Genomic DNA, 535 nt, shown 5'->3' with positions numbered 1-535 from the left:
CGGCTGGCTCGCCCGCAGCCAGGACCTCGGCTGGCTCGTCACCGCGCTCGACGAGATCGGCTCGCTCTTCGTCCAGCTGCTGAAGCTGGCCGTCGCCCCGCTGGTCTTCTTCGCGATCCTCGTGTCGATCACCAACCTCCGCCAGGTCAACAACGCCGCCCGGCTGGCCACCCGCACCCTGCTCTGGTTCATGATCACCTCGCTGGTCGCGGTCGCCATCGGCCTCGCGATCGGCCTGGTCACCAACCCGGGCTCCGGCACCGGCCTCACACCGAAGGACGGCGCGCTCTCGGAGACCAAGGGCAGCTGGATCGACTTCCTGACCGGCATCGTGCCGGGCGACGTGATCACGCCGTTCACCGAGCTGAACGTGCTCCAGATCGTCTTCATGGCCGCCGTCGCCGGTATCGCCGCCCTCAAGCTCGGCGACAGGGCGAAGCCGATCCTCACCCTCAGCCAGTCGGTCCTGGAGCTGCTCCAGAAGGCCCTGTGGTGGGTCATCCGCCTCGCCCCGATCGGCACCGTCGGCCTCATC

At 68.8% G+C, this 535-nt stretch carries 1 protein-coding gene; it reads left to right on the top strand.

The annotated features are described in order from the left end of the window. Positions 1–535 (top strand): dicarboxylate/amino acid:cation symporter (locus tag BFN33_RS49050; protein WP_141758094.1); only part of this gene is annotated, 535 nt, incomplete at both ends.

Origin of the sequence: Streptomyces sp. LUP47B (assembly GCF_001746295.1) — a bacterium.
In the GTDB taxonomy this organism is placed as follows: Bacteria; Actinomycetota; Actinomycetes; order Streptomycetales; family Streptomycetaceae; genus Streptomyces.
This window is presented reverse-complemented; position numbering and strand designations above follow the sequence as displayed.